Raw genomic sequence first — 16,620 nt, forward strand, 5'->3', positions numbered from 1 at the left:
GCCGGACCAGCACTTGCAGGCATCGCGATTTTGGTTAACTATACCATTAACTATTAACGCCATTGTAAAGGAGATGGCATGTCCAATCCGTTTAACCGCCCGTCCTTTGGCTCGGCGCTGTTCTACAAGGAGCCTTTCGCGGCGCTCGATTTCCTGGAAACAGCGTTCGGCTTCGACCGGACCATGGTCATTACCGACGCCGACGGGAATCTGGGCCATGCGGAGATGAGTTTCGGCAATGGCTATGTGATGATTGGCGCTGAATGGGCCGACTATGTAGCCAGCCCCGCTTCGACCGGCGGTCGTAACACCCAGTCGATTCACGTGCATCTCGACAGCGGCGTGGACGAGCACTGCGCCCGCGCGGTTGCGGCCGGCGCCGTGGTCGTCCGTCCGCTGGAAGATCAGTTCTACGGCGACCGGACCTATTCGGTGCGCGATCCCGAAGGCCATGTCTGGAGCTTTGCCCAAAGCATGCGCTATGTGAGCCGCGAGGAAGCCGAACAGGCCAGCGGCCTCAAGATCGAGGGTTGGATTTGATATCCAATCCCGTTCGAGAGCCGTTACCGCGCACCGCATTGGACGACACGCTGGCTGCGCTTGCCGACCCGCACCGCCGCCGGGTCGTCGAGCTGCTGCGCTGCGGACCGCTACGAGCCGGCGAATTGGCCGAGGCTGCGGGGCTCAGCGCTCCGGCCATGAGCCGGCATCTGCGTACCCTGCGCACAGCAGGCATCATCGAGGAATCGCACCCGCCCTTCGATGCGCGCATACGCATCTACAGCCTCCGCACTGGCCCCATGACCGAAATCAAGCAATGGCTCGACGAGACCGAACGGCTGTGGACCCATCAGCTTGCTGGCCTCAAGGCCCACCTGGAGAGTGACGAGTGACGTCGAAGGTGCTCGTTTCCCTCCGTGTCGCCGCCACTCCCGAGCGGGCATTCGAGGCATTCACCCGGGAAATCGGCCTGTGGTGGCGGCACGACGAGTTGTTCGCCTTCAGCCACCGCCGGTCAGGCACACTGCATTTCGAGCCGGGCCTTGGCGGCCGTCTGCTTGAAGTCTACGGCGATGGCGACGTCTTCGAGATCGGCCGCATCACCATTTGGGAGCCGGGACGGCGCCTTTGCCTTACCTGGCGGCAGGCCAGTTTTGCACCCGGCCAGATGACCCGGCTGGAAGTCCGCTTCGAGCCGGTGGACGCCGGAACTCGGGTCACCATCGAGCACAGCGGATGGGACACCATACCCCAGGCCCATGCCGCCCGGCACAACTTTCCACTCGGTCCATTCCAGCAGCGTCAGGCCGAGCATTGGCAAAGGCTTCTGGCATCACTGGCGCATGTGGCTATTCGGTGAGGCCGCCGCCCAGGGCCACATACAGCGTCACCAGATTGTCCAACTGATTGCGTCGCGTTTCCACCAGCGACTGCTCGGCGTCGAACAGGTTGCGTTCCGCGTCCAGCACTTCGAGGTAGTTGGACACCCCATTGCGGTAACGCAATTGCGCCAGTTCGGCGCTGTTGCGCTGCGCGACCAGCGCCCTTTCCTGCGCGGCCACCTGATCCGCGAAATACCGCCGCGCCGCCAACGCGTCGGCCACTTCGCGGAACGCCGTCTGCACCGTTTTCTCGTAGGTGGCGACAGCGATGTTCTGGCGCGCTTTGGCCACATCCAGGTTGCCCTGATTCCGGCCAAAATCAAATATCGGAACCGTCAGCGACGCCGGTCCCAAACTCCAGTTCATACCGTCCTGGGCCAGCCCATTCTTCAGTTCGGTCGATTCATAGCCGCCCGAACCGGTCAGCGTGATCTTCGGAAAAAAGGCGGCCCTCGCGGCGCCGATATTGGCGTTCGAGGCCCGCAATTGCTGTTCCGCCTCGAGAATGTCCGGCCGGTTCAGCAGCAGGTCCGACGGCAATCCGGCACCGAGATGCCCGCCCATGCCCTGATCCAGCAGCGGCAGCGGCGCGGGCAACGGCCCATTGACCGGACCGCCCACCAGCACGTCGAGCAGATTGCGCGCCTGTGCCCGCATGCGCCGCAGTGTCGCCAGTTCGGTCTGTGCCTGGGTCAGCAATGTCTCGGACTGCCGGTACTCGAGCGCCGACGTGACACCCGCATCGAGGCGCAGTTTGGCGATCTCCAGCCCGCGGTTGCGGCTATCCACCGTCGCCCGCGCCAGCGCGATACGCTCCTCGGTTTCGCGCAGCATCAGATAGGTGCCGGCGACATCGGCGATGAGGCTGATCCGGAATGCCCGTCCCGCCTGCACCGTTGCCAGATAGCTGGCGCGCGCTGCATTGCTCAGGCTGCGCACCCGTCCCCAGAAATCCAGCTCGAAACTGGTGATGCCCCCGCCTGCGCTGTAATTGTCGGCGGTAACGGGCGCAACTGGCCCGCCGGACGAGACCGATCCGCCGTGAGTGCGCACGGCCGACGCCTGGCCCTCGATGGTCGGCAGCAGATCGGCGCGCTGAACCCTGTATTGCCCTCGCGCCTCTTCGATGCGCGCCACCGAGATCCGAAGATCCCGGTTGTTGTCCAGCGCCACCTCTACCAGCTTCACCAGCCTGGGATCGGCGAAGAACTGCCGCCATCCGAGCGCCGTGGCCGTGACCTCGCCAAGCTCCGGCTGACCTTCCGCCGGATAGACCGGCGCGGTCGCCATCGGCGGCTGCCGATAGTCGGGCGCCATGGTGCAGCCGGCCAGCAACGACACGAGGGCGATCGTGGTGAGTCGTCCGCTCATGGGCCGGTCTCCCGTGCTGCGCCCGGCAAGGTCGGCTTCTTTCGCGCCAGCCACCGCCGGGTGGACAGATAGAACACCGGCACGAAGAAGATACCGAACGCCGTCGCCGCGATCATGCCGCCAACCACGCCGGTTCCCACCGCGATACGGCTGGCCGAGCCCGCTCCCGACGATACGGCCAGCGGCAGCACGCCCAGGATGAAGGCCATGGACGTCATGATGATCGGCCGCAGCCGCAATCGCACAGCCTCGAGGGTCGCGTCGATGGTGCTCTTGCCTTCAGCCTCCAGGTCCTTTGCGAATTCCACGATCAGGATCGCGTTCTTCGCGGCCAGGCCGATGATGGTGATCATGCCCACGTTGAAATAGATATCCAGCGACAGACCCCGTGCCCAGGTCAGCGCCAGCGCGCCCAGCACGCCCAGCGGCACGATCAGCATCACCGCGACCGGAATCGCCCAGCTCTCGTACAGCGCTGCCAGCACCATGAATACGATCAGCAGCGACAGCAGCAGCAGCGCGCCAACCTGGCCGCGCGATTGCTGTTCCTCATACGACAGTCCCGTCCATTCAAAGCCAAAGCCTTCGGGCAGCTGTTCGGTCAACTGCGCCATCTCAGCCATGGCCTCGCCGGTCGAATAGCCGGGCGCGGGTGAGCCGGAGATGTTCATGGACGAATAGCCGTTGTAGCGCTGCAGCCGAGGCGGTCCGGCGGTCCACTCCGCGGTGGTGAAGGCCGAGAACGGCACCATCAGATTCTGGTCGTTCCGCACCTGCAGGGAAAGGATATCCTGGGGCGTCATGCGGGCGCCGGCTTCCGCCTGCAACACCACGCGAAGCACCCTTCCCTGATAGTTGAAATCGTTGGCATAGGCCGAGCCGAACGCGATCGAGAGCGTCTGGTTGATGTCGTTGACCTGCAGCCCCAGCGCCCGCGCCTTTACCCGGTCGATCTCCACCTTCACCTGGGGCGCATCTTCCATTCCCTCCGGGCGCACGCCGGTGAGCACCTTGCTCTGCATCGCCATGCCGAGCATCTGGTTGCGCGCGGCAAGCAGGGCTTCATAGGAGCCGCCGGCTCTGTCCTGCAGCCGGTAGCTGAACCCGGCGGAATTGCCCAGCTCCGGGATGGGCGGCGGGTTGAAGATGAACACCTGGGCGCCCTTGACCTGCTGCAGGCCCATCATGAGGCGCATCGCCAGCGCGCTGGCCTTGTTCTTTCCGGCAGTCCGCTCGTCCCACGGATGCAGCGAGATGAACATCATTGCCGCGTTCTGGCCGTTGCCGAAGAAACTGAACCCCCTGATTGCGGCCACCGTCTTCACTTCGGGCTGCGATAGGATGATCTCCTGTGCCTGCGAAATAGCTTCATCGAGGCGCTCGAACGTGGCGCCGGGCGGTGCCTGGACGACACCGACCACAAAGCCCTGGTCTTCCTCGGGGAGAAAACTGGACGGCATGTTGAGGAACGTCAGCACGACCAGGCCAACCAGGACGGCAAACACGCTCAGCCAGCGCAACGGCCGGCGTATCATCTTGCTGACCACGCCTTCATATCGCCCCGTTGCGCGCTCGAACACCCGGTTGAAGCGGCCGAAGAACGGTCCGAGAAATCCCTTGCGCCGGTCACCCTCCTTGTGGGGCTTGAGGAGCGTGGCGCACAGCGCCGGTGTCAGCGTCAGCGCCATCAGCGCCGAGAACGCCATGGAGACCGCGAGCGTCACCGAGAATTGACGGTAGATTCCGCCCGTTGATCCCGGGAAAAACGCCATGGGAATGAACACCGCCACCAGCACCAGGGTGATGCCGATCAGCGCGCCGGTGATCTGCCCCATCGCCTTGATGGTCGCGTCGCGCGGAGACAGCTTCTCCTCGCGCATCAACCGCTCGACGTTCTCGATCACCACGATGGCGTCATCGACCAGGATGCCGATGGCCAGCACCATGGCGAACAATGTCAGCACGTTGATCGAGAAGCCGAACAGCGACAATCCCAGGCACGCCCCCGCCAAGGCGACCGGCACGACCACCGTCGGAATCAACGTCGCGCGCAGATTCTGCAGGAACAGGAACATGACCAGGAATACCAGGACGATCGCCTCGGCCAGCGTCTTGGCGACTTCTTCAACCGATATCTGGATGAACGGCGTCGTGTCGTATGGCACGCTCCAGGTCATGTCGCCCGGAAAGTCCTTCGACAATTCGGCCACCCGCGCCTTGACCGCCTTGGCGGTCGCCAGCGCATTGGCGCCGGTCTGCAGCTGAACCGCCATGCCGCCCATTTCCCGGCCGTTCAGTGTCGCGTGGTTGCCATAGCTCTGCGCCCCCAGCTCCACGCGCGCCACATCGCGCAGCTTGATGCTTGATCCATCCGGGTTGGACCGCAGAATGATGGCGCCGAACTGCTCGGGATTGGTGAAGCGGTTCTGCGTCACCACGACCGCATTGAGTTGGGTTCCGGGCACGGTCGGCTGGTCGCCGATCTGGCCGCCCGCAGTCTGGCTGTTCTGCTCCCGCACCGCGGCCAGCGCCTCGGCGGCCGAAAGCCCATAGCCACTGAGCTTCTGGGTATCGAGCCAGATACGCATGGCATAGGGCGATCCGAACAGCCGGATGTCGCCCACGCCGGGCACCCGCTTCAGTTCGTCGATGATGCGGTTCGACGCGTAATTGCTCAGGTCGAGCTGCGACATGCTGTTGCTGGGCGAGGTCAGCGCGATCAGCATCAGGAAGCCGGTATTGGCCTGGTTGACCTGCACACCCTGCTGGCGAACGTCCTCAGGCAGGCGCGGCTCCACGCGGCTGAGCCGGTTCTGCACCTCCATCTGCGCCACATCGATGTCGGTGCCCGAGCGGAACGTGACGGTGATCGAGGCCGAGCCATCCGACTGGCTGGTCGAGGACATGTAGAGGAAGCCCGCGACGCCATTCAGCTCCTGCTCGATCACCGACGTGACGTTGGTCTCCAGCGTCGCGGCATCGGCGCCGGGATAGCTGGTCGAGATCGTCAGCGAGGGCGGAGCGATCGAGGGGTATTGCTCGATCGGCAGCGACCTGAGCGTCAGCACCCCCGCCAGCAAAATGGTAAAGGCGATGACCCAGGCGAAGATCGGCCGGTCGACGAAAAAGCGGGGCATGCGTCAGTCCGGTTTCTTGGCTGCGGGCACGGGCGGAATGCCCGCTTCACCCTCGATGCGGACCGGCGCGCCGACGCGCGCATGCTGCAGGCCGTCGGTGACCACGCGGTCGCCCGCCTTCAGGCCGGACTCGATCAGCCACAACGTCCCATGCAGGATCCCCAGCTTTACCGGCCGGCTCTCCAGCACATTGTCCTTGCCGACGACCAGCACGGTCGCGCCTTCCGGCTTCACCTGTACGGCCCGCTGCGGCACGACGATGCCGTTCTCGATTGCGCTGCCCTCGACCCGCGCGCGCACGAACTGTCCGGGCAGCAACAGCCGCCGCGAATTATCGAACTCAGCCCGCACCGATATCGACCCGGTCGACGAATTGACCGCCATGTCCAGGAAGTTCAGGTGGCCTTCCTTCTCGTAGATGCTGCCATCCTCCAGCGTGAGGATCACTCTGACGCGGTCGAGCGGCACGGACTTCACCTTGCCTTCCTCGATGTCGCGGCGCAGCTTCAGCAGCTCGCTCGAGGACTGGGTGAAATTTACATAGATCGGATCAAGCTGCTCGATGGTGGTGAGCAGGGTCGCCTCCGAACTTTTCACCAGCGCACCCTCGGTCACCTGGGCGCGGCCGGCGCGGCCAGCGACCGGCGCGGTAACGATCGTGTAATCCAGATCGAGCGCCGCACGCTCCACCTGTGCCTGGGTCGAGATCACGTCCGCCTCGGCCTGGGCCGCGGCTGCCACCGCCGCATCGAATTCCTGCTGGCTGATCGCCTGTTTGCTGACCAGCGGCTCATAGCGTTCCGCGACTTGCCTGGCGTTGCGCGCCGTTGCCTGGGCACGGCTCAGGGCGGCAGTCGCCTGGTCGTAATCGGCCTGCTTCTCGCGCGGATCGATCCGGAACAGCGGCGCGTCCGCCTTGACGTCGGTGCCTTCCTGGTAGAGCCGGCGCTCGATGATGCCGTCGACACGCGCCCGAACTTCGGCCGTACGGATCGCCTGGACCCGGCCAGGCAGTTCCACGACCCGTGGCACTTCCACCAGCTCGACCGTGTAGATCTTGACCTCGGGCGGCGGCGGTGCCTGGGGGCCGCTATCGCCGCACGCCGCAAGCGCTGCGGCGCACACCAACATCGGCGCGATGCGGATTCTGACTGCCTGACTGAACACACGACTCTCCCGCAACATTTGAACGCCGACTGCAGGCGCGCCATCCGTAACTGGCTCGGGCGGCGGGCGCGTCAACGATCTTGTTGTCTCTGATTTTGTTTGAACGGCGAAATGAACCAATTGTTTCTTCGCAGGTGCAATATGTGTAATGTCCGTTACACTTGAAGTCAATCCAAGCCGCCGGACCGTTTGCGACGGGACAGCCATGACGAAACACGAGGACTCGACGACCAGCGACCCACGCCGCGAGCGGCGGCGCGGCGCCATGCTCGACGCCGCGCGCGCGCTTTTCCTCGAACATGGATACGACGCGATAAGCCTTTCGGATGTGGTCGGCCGATCCGGCGGGTCGCTCAGTACGCTCTATGCGCTGTTCGGCAACAAACGAGGCCTGCTCAAGGCGGTAATGCAATCCCAGTTCGAACGCGACATGCGCGAACTCGATGGCATCATCAATCGCGACAGCGCGCCGGAAACCATGCTGCTCGATATCGCCCAGGGCACGCAGGACTATCTGGCCGCCCCCGAGATGAACCGCTTCATGCGCTTCGTCATCGGTCAAAGCCTCCGGTCACCCGAGTTCGGTCAGAAATTCTTCGAGCAAGTTCACCTGCGGTTTATCGAGCGCTATGTGGCGCTGTTTGCCCGCTGGCACAGCGAAGGCCTGCTCAATATTCCGGATCCCCGGCTCGCGGCCCGCCAGTTCATCAGCCTGGTCCTGCACGACCTGCACGTCCGCGCGATCTACACCGGTGGCTGCGGCGCCGCCACCAGCAAGCATGAGGCCGAACAGGCTGTCGCCCTTTTTCTGGCCTATTACCGTCGCTGAGAATGGCCCAGACGCGAAGCGGGCGGCCGGGTCCTATTTGCTGATGTATTTGTCGAGCGTGTCGTGGAATGCGCGGATGCGGGATTCCTGATAGATCGACAAGGTCTCGGCGCCCTTCTCGCTTGCCAGCATGCCTTCATGCTGGGCCCGGAGATTGCCGGTATCCTGATCGAACGTGATCTGCGACAGCGGGAACGCCGCCAGTTCCTTCACGTCCACATAGTTCATGTCTTCCGGAATCTTCACCATCTGGGCCGGATCGGGGCGCACCTGGTCCTTGGGCACGGGGCGCATCATCAGCACCTCGAAGGTGCAGCGGTTCGGATCGTTCTTGATCGGCTTGATCCTGTGGATCGAACGCAGCGCCATCCCGGTATAGAGGAAGATGTTCGGGAACAGGTTGTACTTGATGGAATCGATCATCTCGGCGTCGCTATAGCTCGACGTATCCATGCCATACTGGTCCAGCATCGCCTTGCGGACCTGTTTGGACATGGCGTTGCGGGCGCTCTGGCCTTCTTCCAGCGTCACCGACTTGCCGTCGGGTGACCGGCCTCCCAGCAATACGCGGTCAATGCGCTCCTGTTCGCTGATCCTGTGCTTCGCGGCCGGGCTTGCTACCGCGAGCGCGCACAGGTCGCGCGTGACGTGGTCGTCGAACACGTCGTGCTGCATGTTCCAATCGCCCACAACCTGGGTCAGTTCCGGATGCACCACCGGCGTGTGATAGGCCTCCATGAAGGCCTCCTGCGCCGTTTTCCAGTTGCAGTTCAGTTCCTTCTCGAGATGCATGAACAGGTACCAATCGGTCCACGGCCAGTCCTTGAAGTGCTCCGGCAGCACGCCCAGATATTCGAGCAGCGACGGCGCCTCCTTGTCCATATTGATGAACACCAGACCGTTCCAAGCGTCCACCTGCACCTCGGGCAGCCGGTTCTTCTCATAGTCAAGGTGCGGGAATTCCCAGGCGCACGGCACGTCGTTCAGGGTGCCGTCCAGGTTCCAGGTCCAGCCGTGATAGGGGCACTGGATATTGGCCGACCAGCCGCTGCTCTCCGATGGCTTCAGCTTGGTGCCGCGGTGCAGGCAGGAATTGTGATAGGCCTTCAGCGCGCCGTCGTCGGCGCGCACCACGACAATGGAGTGATGTCCGAGGTCGTAGACCAGATAGTCGCCGGGCTCGGCGACCTGGTCCTCGCGGCAGACATACTGCCAGACCTTCTCCCACATCTTCTTCATCTCGAGATTGAAGAAGTCCTGGCTGACATATTTCGAAAAGGGGATGTCGTCGCGGCTTTGCGCCGGATTGGACTGGGCGGCCAGCACGTCTTTGATGATGCCGCCGTCCGAGCGCATGATTTCCTGGAAGGTGGGCGCCCCCGGGCAACGCGGGACTTCGTTTTTCACCTGGACGTTCATGCACCCATCTCCCCATGGCTGAAAGCGAACGGGCCGGACGAGTCCGGTCCCGAACAGGCTCAAGGTATCATTGCGCCGGATTACCGACAAGCACGAAAATATATCGTGATATATTTAATCTGCCGCCGCCATCACCGGTGCCGGGGCGTCTTCCACCTGCGGCTTGCGCGGAATCCACAACATGACCATCAGCGCCAGACTGGCCCAGCCCGAGAACCACGCCAGGTCCGTCGTGGACAGCAGATAGGCCTGCGACACCATCTCGCGCACCAGAACGCCGAGCGCCTGTGTTTCCGTCAATCCCAGCTCCTGCAGCACGGCCATTGAATGGCGCAACACCGGATCATAGGCGCTGGACGCCTCGGCCAGCCGGCTCTGATGCAGGATCTCGCGCCGGTCCCAGAAGGTCACGGCAATGGACGCGGCGATGCCGCCGCCGGTGATGCGGGCAAAGTTCATGATGCCCGAGCCGGACGGTATCTTCTCCGGCGGCAGGCCCTGCACGGTAATCGAGACGATCGAGATCATGAAGGTGCTGAGCGCCACGCCCTGCACCAGGAGCGGCATGGCAAAGTCGAAGAAGCTGGCGTCCGTCGTGTAGTTGGCACGCATGAAGAACGAGATGGCGAACATGAGGAATGCGAATGACGCGCCCCAGCGCATGTCCGTGCCGGCCATCAGCCGGCTGGCCAATGGCGAAAGGATCAGCGCCACCAGTCCGCTGGGCGCGGCGATCAGGCCGGCCCAGGTCGCGGTGTAATTTTCCTGCGTCTGCAGCCACAGCGGCAGGATCACCAGATTCGAGAAGAACAGCATGTAGCCCAGGCAGAACGCCGCCGTTCCCACCGAGAAGCTGCTGATCCTGAACAGATGCAGGTCGACGATGGGATGCTTGTCAGTCCATTCCCACACGAGCCACGCGGCGAAACCCACTGCCGACACCGCGGCAAGGACCACGATCCTGGACGACGAGAACCAGTCGTCATTCTTGCCGGTATCCAGCATGATCTGCAGGCAGCCCACCCAGACGATCAGCAGCACCAGCCCGATCACGTCGATCGGCAGCTTGCGGATCGGCGTCTTGAAGTCCCTCAGATTGCGCCAGACGATGAAGACGCTCAGCAGTCCAACAGGAATGTTGATCAGGAAAATCCACGACCAGTGATAATTGTCTGAAATCAGGCCGCCAAGGATCGGACCGCAGATCGGCGCGATCAGGGTCGTCATCGACCAGATCACCAGCGCGGTGCCGCGCCGGTGTACCGGAAAGATCATCAGCAGCAGTGCCTGGGATCCCGGCACCAGCGGCCCCGAGACCGCTCCCTGGATCACCCGAAACACCACCAGCCCGCTCAGGTTCCACGCCAGGCCGCACAGCAGCGAGGCCAGCGTGAACAGCAGGATCGAGATGGAGAACACCTTTACGGCGCCATAGCGGCCCATCAGCCATCCGGTGAGCGGCAGTGCAATTCCGCTGGCGATGGCGAAGGAGGTCAGAATCCAGGTGCCCTGGTCGGCGCTCGCGCCGAGATCTCCGGCAATGGTCGGGATCGATACGTTGGCGATGGTGATGTCGAGCACCTGCATGAAGGTGCCCATGGCCAGCGCGATCGACGTGACCGCAAGCTTGCCGCCGCTAAGCGCCTTTGGCTGACCGGGCGGCTCTGAGCTCACGGCTTCTTCCCGTTTCCTCCGGCATTCGCCGCGATGGTTTCAGCGATCATCGCCTCGACATCCAGGCCCACCGCATCGACCGGCTTGGTCGGAATGGGCGTATGCCGGACCTCCGCCGCGATCATCGGTCCGGAGGTATCCTTGATGTCCACTGTCGCCTGCATTGACAGGCCGATGCGCAGCGGATGCTTTTTCACTTCCTCGGGATCAAGCAGAATGCGCACCGGTACCCGCTGGACGATCTTGATCCAGTTGCCCGACGCGTTCTGCGGCGGCAAGAGTGCGAAGGCACTGCCGCTACCGGCCGAGAAGCCAGCCACGGTGCCGTGATAGGTCACGTCGCCGCCATAGATGTCGGCCTCGAGCTCAACCTTCTGCCCCACGCGCATATCGGTGAGCTGAACTTCCTTGAAGTTGGCCTCGACCCACACCTCGGAAAGCGGCACCACCGCCATCAGCGCATCGCCCTGCCTGACATGCTGGCCGATCTGCACCGTGCGTTGGGCAATCGTGCCGTCCACCGGCGCGATGATGCGCATGTGCGACACGAAGAGCGCCGCCTGCCGCACCTTGCCCGCTGCCGCCAGCACCATCGGATTGTCGGCCACGCCGGTGCTGCCGAGCATGGCCAGTGTGGAGTTCAGCTGCTCGCGCGCCACCGATACCTGTGCGCGCAATTCGGCCGCCTCGTCGCGTGAATTCTCGATGTCCTCGCGCGCCACCGCGCCATCGGCGCCCAGATCGGCCCGGCGCTTGTAGCTGGCCTCGGCCCGCTGCGCCTCGGCCTCGCGCTGCCGGATCAGGGCCCGCAATTCTTCGGCGCGGGAGAACAGAGCCCGCACGTCGCGCACCGTCCGCGCCAGTTCCGCCCGCGCATTCGCCATTCCGATATCGGCCCGCGCCGGATCCAGATCGACGAGAAGCTGGCCGCGCGTTACCGTCTGGGTACTGTCCGCGTGGATTGCCAGCACTGTCGCATTCTCGAGCGACGTGACGGACACCACATCGCCGGTCACATAGGCATCGTCCGTGCTCTCGTAATGCGACAGATAGAGCAGCCAGTAGACGCCATAGGCGATCAGGCCGAGAACGACAACCAGGGCGATCGCCGACAGCCCGCGGCGGCGGTTGGTTTCAGGGGAAGCCATGTCGTCACTCCCTCGCGGCGGGCTGGTTCAACCCAGCCGCTAGCGTTTCCGATTCTGCGGGCGGCGCGAAGTCTCCCCCCACCGCGACGAGCAGCTTGACCCGTTCCAAGGCTTGCTGCGCGGTCAGCACGGCCAGTTGCCGCCGCGCGTCGAGCAGCTGCGTTTCGGCGGTCAATACCGCCAGATAGGTCGACAATCCGCCGCCATAGCGCCGCTCGGCCAGCGCAAACGCCTGTTCGGCCGCCTCCAGCGCCTTCGCCTGATCAACCAGTTCAAGCCGCAGGGAGTGAATGCCCGACAGCCTGTCGGCCACCTGCTGTACCGCGGCGACCACTGCGCCGTTATAGCCGGCGATGGCGATGTCGATTTCGGCCGTGGCGCCCTCGTAATTGGGCTTGAGCCGGGCGTCGAACAGCGGCAGGTGCACCGCGGGGCCTGCGCCGTAGACACCGGCGCCGCCGCTCAGGAGGTGACTGAGTCCGATCGCCTGAAAGCCCGCGAAGGCCACCAGATTGACGTTGGGATAGAACGCCGCCTTGGCCGCCTTCTGCCCGGACATGGCCGCGCCGACCCGAAGTCTGGCAGCCAGGATATCGGGACGGCGCGCCAGCAGATCGGCTGGAAGCGTCTCCGGCAACGGCAGCACGGCCTGCGGGTTCAGGGTCGGCCTGACGATATCGGCATAGACGCCGGCGCCCTGGCCGGTCAGTGCCGCGATCGCGTGTACCGTGTTGTCGCGCTCATTGATCGCTTGCTGCCGGGCGACCCGCGCCACGGCGAGTTGGCCTTCCGCCTGCTTTTCCTCGATGCGGCTGTCGAGACCGGCAACCACTCTCCGCTGGGCCAGATCCAGCAGCCGGGCGCGCTGCGCCACCGCGCGCTCGGCGATGTCGAGCAGCGCATAGGCTCGGTCAAGCCCGATATAGGCCTCGGCCAGCGTGCCCGTCAGCGCCAGTTGCGCGGCCGCCGCATCCAGCTCCACCGCCGCGGCGCCGGCCCGCGATTGATCGATGAGGGCCTTCTGGCGGCCCCAGAAGTCCACATCCCAGGACAGGTTGCTCTGCACCGAGCCAAGCCAGTAGTGGCCGCCGCCATAGGGCGGTGGGTAGATGAATCGTTCGCTGAACCGCTGGAACTGCTCGTCACCGTCGAGTGTCACCCGGGGCAGCGCGTCGCCCCGCGTCGCCGCCGCCGATGCCTGCGCCGCCCGCACCCGCGCCAGCGCCTCGGCAAGCCGCGGATTACCCGAAAGCGCCTTCACGACCAGCGCCTCGAACTGCGGATCGGCCCAGTCGCGCCACCAGGCCTTGCTGGCGACCGGCGCGGCCGCGTCGTCAAGGCCGAGTTCTGCATCCTGCAGCATCTGCAGCTTGGGCTGGGTCGTCGGCACGCAACCGGCGAGAACGCAGGAAACAGCGGCGATCAAGACAAATCCGCGTTTCATGGCGCGCTGCCCCTGTCGCCGTCCTGCAGCTTGTCGATGATCCGCTTGAGCATGCCGACCAGCATCTCGATTTCCTCTGAACTGAAATCCGAGAGGATCGCGTTGATGTGATCGACGACCAGCGGGATCGACGCCTCTACCGAGCGGCGTCCTTCCTGGGTCAGCGCAAGTTCGACCATCCGGCGGTCTTCGGTGCTGCGCGTCCGCTCAAGCAGTCCGCGAGCCTCGAGCTGGTCAACCACGCGGGTAAGCGCGCCGCTGTCATGATTGAGATTACGGCTGATGTCGGCAGCGCGATTGGCGAGACCGTCTCGCAGCTGCATCAGCACGCACCATTGCACGAAGGTAAATTCGCGGTTCGCGAACAGCGCTTCGAGCCGGGGCTGCATGAGGTTCAACGTACAGCGAAGGAGATAGCCAACCGCGTTCCGTGCGGTGAACGTCTCGGGAGTATAGTGCCCCTGGGTCATTAACTGCCTGCGCAACAACTGCCTAGGCAGCTATATAATCGCCCGGTTAAGGTTGCGCAAGCGTCTGCAAACGATCTGGAGGCAAAAAATTGCAGGCTGGGAAGCCTAGTCTGTCCCCGGATATTCCTCGGCCTTGAGCACGCTGGCCAGATGGGCCGCGTTACGGGCCACGGTCTCGATGGCGTCCTGCACCTTGGATGGCGTCAATTTCAGGTCCTTGTAGTCGACGCCTCCCATGGCCTCTCCCACCCAGTACGCCATGCCGCCTGCCGGAATGCTGAACCCCACGTCATTGAGCGCCTGAAAGGTTTCGGCGGCAACGTGGTGCGCGCCGTCTTCATTGCCGACCACGGCAACGCAGGCAACCTTGCCGAATGTGACCATGCGGCCCTTGCTGTCGGTTTCGCCAAGGAAGGCGTCCATCCGCTCCAGCACCCGTTTGCAGACGCTGCTGGGCTGGCCGAGCCAGATCGGCGTCCCCAGCAACAGGATGTCGGCCGCCATCAGCTGCTTACGGATCGTCGGCCAGTCGTCGCCCTTCCCTTCGTCCGCCGTCACCCCCGGCTTTATATCGTGGTCCGCCGCTCGGACCTTGTCCGCCTTGACCCCATGCTTGCCGAACGCTTTCACCATCTGGTCGATCAACAGGTCCGTCGAGGACGGCTCCTCCCCGGCCGACGGCTTCAGCGTGCAATTGATGGCGAGCATTTTGAGGGTCATGACAGTCTCCTGTGTCGTTAACGCAACCACACGCCAGAACCCGTCGATGTCCCGAATGTTCCGCCGCCAGCAGGCCACGGCGAACCGGCACGGGCGCCTCCCTGCCCGCATGTCGACCGTGCCGCCTTCAGGTCCCGAAAACACGAAACCACCCCGCACCAGGTGCGGGGTGGTTTGTGAACAGGGTCGTGCAGGGACCGGCCCGGGGGCCGGCCTGCAACTACTCGGCGGCCTGGCGGACCGGCGAGAACAGGCTGTTCAGGTCATCATTGCTGGTGTCGAGCAGCTTCTGCACCCAGCCATGAAACACTTGGCCGCCGCCCTCGTTGCGGCCGAAATAGACATGTTCCGTCATGCCGGCATCGAGCGCCTTCTGCTGGCGCAGGCCCGTGCCATAGTCCTCGTGCTGGACCACATATTCCAGCAGTTTGAACTGGTCCTCGAGGCCCTGGCGGGTCTCGTCGGTCAGCGGCTTCTCCGACAGATACATCTGCGTGGTAAAGCTTTCGCCCACCTTCTCGCCCGGGAACAGCTGCGAGATCATCACGCCGCGCTGGCCGCCATAGAAGGTGGCGATCGAGATGTGCGGGAAGATGGTCCACACGCCGTTCATCAGCGCCTCGACCGGCCACTCGCTGCTGTCTTTCTCGGCGAGGTCGTTGAGGTCCAGCCCTTCGGGCATCGGCAGCACCGTCGAGGGCGCGCTTACCCGCGTGTGCGGGCCGAACGAATAGAACAGCGCGCGATTCGGAATGTTGCGGCCGAACGTATCCGCGTGCAGCACGGGCAGGTGATAGAAATCCAGATAGCCGTCATAGGCAATCTTCCAGTTCGGGCCGTTCAGCGTCCGGCTCTGGAAGAACTGCCAGCTTTCGAGGCCAAAGCCTGCGAGCAATTCGTCGTAGCCCGACAGGAAGGCATTGATGTCCAGGTCCGAATTCGGATCCAGGATGGCCCAGATCAGGCCCGCCTTCTCCAGCACCGGGAACGGCTTCAGGCCCAGCTCGTCGGTGTTCACCTCGCCGAAATCCTCGCGCGAGGCCACGCCGATCAACTCACCGTCGCGGTTGAAGGTCCAGCCATGATAGCCGCAGATGAACCGCGAGGCATTGCCGGTTCCCTGCGCCACAGCGGTGCCGCGGTGGGTGCAGGAATTCAGGAACGCCCGGACCTTGCCATCCTTGCCGCGGGTCAGCAGCACCGGAACGCCAACCGCATCCATGGCCTTGTAGTCACCTGGATTGGGAAGCTCGGCGGTGGGCGCCAGCATCAGCGGCATGCGCTTGAAGATCAGCTTCTTCTCGCGCTCGAACCGCTCTTCGTCGGTGTAGATGTCCGCTTTTACCTTCATCACCGAAGGCGCCTGCCGCATGGTGCCGGCTTTACCGTGCTCCAGCGCATCCTTGGTCATCTCGATCAGGGTGGCCTTATTCATATCCTGCGTCTCCTGAAAAATTCATTCAGCATTCCCCGCGAAGGAGCGATCATCCGTGATGGGGGGCCGGCTTGTCAATGTAGGGACATTGGCGCCGGTTGCTACGTCGGTAGATAGTAACAAATTCGCTCGCTGCGCGGAAGTTTAGCCATTAACTTATTCGAACGATCGATCCGGCCAACATCTGGCGGCAGCATTCGCCAGTTGGCATGGCCATCGATACTGCGTCGCCGATGGCGGATCGGCAGAATGTCCGCCACGGTATTCGCTTCTACGAAACGGGAGACGGACATGACCGAGATCATCACTCATCCGCTGGCCATCGACGGCAAGGACCCGCGCAATGCGCGCGGCGACCGGATTTCACAGGACCGCTATTATTCGCGCGACTGGATGCAGCGGGAATGGGATCACCTGTGGACCA

Annotated in this window: 14 protein-coding genes; 4 read left to right on the forward strand and 10 right to left on the reverse strand. The window is 63.8% G+C overall.

What is annotated here, in order from left to right; genetic code table 11:
• Window positions 1–78 precede the first annotated feature (78 nt).
• From WJU21_RS17960 to WJU21_RS17970, 3 genes are read left to right on the forward strand one after another with little or no spacing between them, the layout of a single operon-like run.
• A complete protein-coding gene (locus tag WJU21_RS17960; protein ID WP_346324844.1) occupies window positions 79–540 on the forward strand; it encodes a VOC family protein in 462 nt (153 codons plus the stop codon).
• Window positions 531–893 carry a metalloregulator ArsR/SmtB family transcription factor gene (locus tag WJU21_RS17965; protein WP_346324845.1) on the forward strand — a complete coding sequence of 121 codons (363 nt, stop codon included), beginning with the start codon at window positions 531–533 and terminating at the stop codon, window positions 891–893. Before WJU21_RS17960 ends, WJU21_RS17965 begins: the two co-directional genes overlap by 10 nt.
• Complete coding sequence (locus WJU21_RS17970; RefSeq protein WP_346324846.1) at window positions 890–1,360, forward strand: SRPBCC domain-containing protein; 471 nt, start codon at window positions 890–892, stop codon at window positions 1,358–1,360. Before WJU21_RS17965 ends, WJU21_RS17970 begins: the two co-directional genes overlap by 4 nt.
• Here the strand turns inward: WJU21_RS17970 and WJU21_RS17975 are convergent.
• From WJU21_RS17975 to WJU21_RS17985, 3 genes are read right to left on the reverse strand one after another with little or no spacing between them, the layout of a single operon-like run.
• Window positions 1,350–2,753: an efflux transporter outer membrane subunit gene (locus tag WJU21_RS17975; RefSeq protein WP_346324847.1), complete on the reverse strand. Its 1,404-nt coding sequence runs from the start codon at window positions 2,751–2,753 to the stop codon at window positions 1,350–1,352. The genes WJU21_RS17970 and WJU21_RS17975 overlap by 11 nt on opposite strands.
• Window positions 2,750–5,890 (reverse strand): efflux RND transporter permease subunit, encoded by a 3,141-nt coding sequence (locus tag WJU21_RS17980; RefSeq protein ID WP_346324848.1) that lies wholly within the window; start codon window positions 5,888–5,890, stop codon window positions 2,750–2,752. Before WJU21_RS17980 ends, WJU21_RS17975 begins: the two co-directional genes overlap by 4 nt.
• Before the next feature lie 3 nt (window positions 5,891–5,893).
• Window positions 5,894–7,057, reverse strand: coding sequence for an efflux RND transporter periplasmic adaptor subunit (locus WJU21_RS17985; RefSeq protein ID WP_346324849.1), 1,164 nt, complete (start codon window positions 7,055–7,057; stop codon window positions 5,894–5,896).
• 265 nt (window positions 7,058–7,322) lie between these two features.
• Here WJU21_RS17985 and WJU21_RS17990 point away from each other — a divergent pair, with 265 nt between their 5' ends.
• Complete coding sequence (locus WJU21_RS17990; RefSeq protein ID WP_346324850.1) at window positions 7,323–7,886, forward strand: TetR/AcrR family transcriptional regulator; 564 nt, start codon at window positions 7,323–7,325, stop codon at window positions 7,884–7,886.
• A 33-nt stretch (window positions 7,887–7,919) separates the two neighbouring features.
• On the opposite strand, the gene WJU21_RS17995 is transcribed toward WJU21_RS17990, so the two are convergent.
• The 7 genes from WJU21_RS17995 to WJU21_RS18025 form a co-directional block, all read right to left on the reverse strand.
• A complete protein-coding gene (locus WJU21_RS17995) occupies window positions 7,920–9,305 on the reverse strand; it encodes an aromatic ring-hydroxylating dioxygenase subunit alpha (RefSeq protein ID WP_346324851.1) in 1,386 nt (461 codons plus the stop codon).
• A 114-nt stretch (window positions 9,306–9,419) separates the two neighbouring features.
• Window positions 9,420–10,979, reverse strand: coding sequence for a DHA2 family efflux MFS transporter permease subunit (locus WJU21_RS18000; RefSeq protein ID WP_346324852.1), 1,560 nt, complete (start codon window positions 10,977–10,979; stop codon window positions 9,420–9,422).
• Window positions 10,976–12,127: an HlyD family efflux transporter periplasmic adaptor subunit gene (locus WJU21_RS18005; RefSeq protein WP_346324853.1), complete on the reverse strand. Its 1,152-nt coding sequence runs from the start codon at window positions 12,125–12,127 to the stop codon at window positions 10,976–10,978. Before WJU21_RS18005 ends, WJU21_RS18000 begins: the two co-directional genes overlap by 4 nt.
• A gap of 4 nt (window positions 12,128–12,131) precedes the next feature.
• Complete coding sequence (locus tag WJU21_RS18010) at window positions 12,132–13,571, reverse strand: efflux transporter outer membrane subunit (protein ID WP_346324854.1); 1,440 nt, start codon at window positions 13,569–13,571, stop codon at window positions 12,132–12,134.
• On the reverse strand, window positions 13,568–14,041 hold the full coding sequence (locus WJU21_RS18015; protein ID WP_346324855.1) for a MarR family transcriptional regulator: 474 nt from the start codon (window positions 14,039–14,041) through the stop codon (window positions 13,568–13,570). The genes WJU21_RS18010 and WJU21_RS18015 overlap by 4 nt, the downstream gene beginning before the upstream one ends.
• Window positions 14,042–14,146: 105 nt before the next feature.
• A complete protein-coding gene (locus tag WJU21_RS18020; protein ID WP_346324856.1) occupies window positions 14,147–14,761 on the reverse strand; it encodes an NAD(P)H-dependent oxidoreductase in 615 nt (204 codons plus the stop codon).
• A 220-nt stretch (window positions 14,762–14,981) separates the two neighbouring features.
• The gene (locus WJU21_RS18025; RefSeq protein WP_346324857.1) at window positions 14,982–16,196 is read right to left on the reverse strand and encodes an aromatic ring-hydroxylating dioxygenase subunit alpha; all 1,215 of its coding nucleotides are present in this window, start codon (window positions 16,194–16,196) and stop codon (window positions 14,982–14,984) included.
• Between the last annotated feature and the right edge of the window lie 424 nt (window positions 16,197–16,620).

This window comes from Emcibacter sp. SYSU 3D8, from assembly GCF_039655875.1.
In the GTDB taxonomy this organism is placed as follows: domain Bacteria; phylum Pseudomonadota; class Alphaproteobacteria; order SMXS01; family SMXS01; genus RI-34.